The following is a 1,555-nucleotide window of genomic DNA, read 5'->3' as shown; positions in this document are numbered from 1 at the left end:
GAGATGTAGGTTATCAACATGGCGGCTTTCGCAACGGTCTATGAGGTTAAGGATTCTGAAGCAGTCATCAGAGCCGGTAATGGTGCTTATACGACTATTAATTTGCCTGGCTCTACTGAATTGAATGTTGGCGACGTGATTCAGATCGATTTGCAGTCAGGAGAATTCTATGGACGTATTGCCGAGAACGGGCTTGAGAGAGGGAATTCTATTGGAGTGATTAAAGAAGAAGTCGACGATGGGTTTTTGGTAGACAAAAACGGAGTTGTCAGGAAAGTCACTGATCCAGAAGACTATGATGTCAAGAAGGGTAATACTGTAGAGTTGACTGATGCAGATACGATTTGTAATGTTCTCAGTGAAGATCCTGTCTCTTCTCGGCCTTCACCGCCTGAAGAGACAGATGTCGAGGAGATTATTAATTCGCTCCGGAAGCAGTCGGATGATCTCAGTGTTAGAGGGTTTGAGGACTTCGGAGGGATGTCTGATCAGATCAGACAAGTACAAGAGCGAGTCGAACTATTCCTCCAAGAACGAGAGAGATTAGAAGAGGTTGGGGTTGAAACCAATATGGGTGCGATTTTCTATGGGCCTGCTGGAACGGGTAAAACTCACTTTGCAAGAATTTTAGCTAAAGAATCCGATGCCACATTCTACCGGATAAGGGGTCCAGAAATTGTCACTAAGTGGGTCGGAGATACTGAAGAGATCATCCGCGCTCTGTTCAAAGACGCAGCTAAGGAAGAAAATGAGCCCTCAATTGTCTACTTTGATGAAATCGATAGCTTGGGGAGTGAAAGAGGTGATGGAGCAAATCAACAATTTGGGAACCGGGTTGTGGCACAGCTGCTTACTGAGATGGACGGATTCGAGGATTCAGATGAGAATATTATGGTGATTGCTTCAACAAACCGTATTGAGGGTGTTGATGACGCTCTTCTTAGATCCGGTCGTTTCGACTGGAAGATTCCGTTTCCTAAACCTACTGCTGAAGAACGAGTAGACATATTTGATACACTTCGTGAACAGTACGAGGTGTCGAACGAGGTCTCATCTGAACAGATTGCAAGTATCGCTGACGGTTGGACCGGTGCTGAATTGAAGGGGTTACTGAATGAAGCAGGGGCACTCTGCGTGGCAGATGATCGAAATGAGATCAAGTTAGTGGATATTCTCCGGAGTTATGAGCGCAGAGTAGAACAGGGGGTGAAAGAATAATATGGTGTTTGTTAGGTTCATATTCTCCCTTATACGATTCAAGAATTGGATTTGGGAGAAAGCTGGCTGGACGAGTTTACCTCCGCTCCGGGAGTTTGTCTATATGGAGGAGGATGCTGTTGTCAGCTTGCTTGCATCCACTACTGGCGGGATTACAGAGCAGCAGACGACTGGACAGAAGAAGAGGATTTCTAGTAGCATTACTGGTAACTTGGGTGCCGGTCCAGCCAGCGTTAAGTCGAGTATAGGGGCGGCAAAGGAGGAGTCGTCAGAGGTTGTTCGTCAGTATGTTATAGAGTCAAATTTCAAGGAGCTATACGATATGCGGAAAGATGAG

At 45.9% G+C, this 1,555-nt stretch carries 2 protein-coding genes; both read left to right on the top strand.

The genetic code is table 11. The features are described from left to right. Nucleotides 1-18: 18 nt before the first annotated feature. Nucleotides 19-1,218 carry an ATP-binding protein gene (locus HZR20_RS14300; RefSeq protein ID WP_181687422.1) on the top strand — a complete coding sequence of 400 codons (1,200 nt, stop codon included), beginning with the start codon at nt 19-21 and terminating at the stop codon, nt 1,216-1,218. Nucleotide 1,219: 1 nt separating this feature from the next. Next, a partial coding sequence (locus tag HZR20_RS14295) for a DUF6414 family protein (RefSeq protein ID WP_449272335.1) occupies nt 1,220-1,555 on the top strand: 336 nt, incomplete at its 3' end.

Source organism: Halorhabdus salina, from assembly GCF_013839425.1.
GTDB classification, from domain to species: Archaea; Halobacteriota; Halobacteria; order Halobacteriales; family Haloarculaceae; genus Halorhabdus; species Halorhabdus salina.
Note: the sequence above shows the minus strand (reverse complement) of the source record. Positions and strands in the feature narration are given on the sequence as shown.

Excerpts from the sequence above, each read along its gene's own strand:
- HZR20_RS14300 (WP_181687422.1), top strand. The coding sequence starts at position 19 with ATGGCGGCTTTCGCAACGGTCTATGAGGTTAAGGATTCTGAAGCAGTC.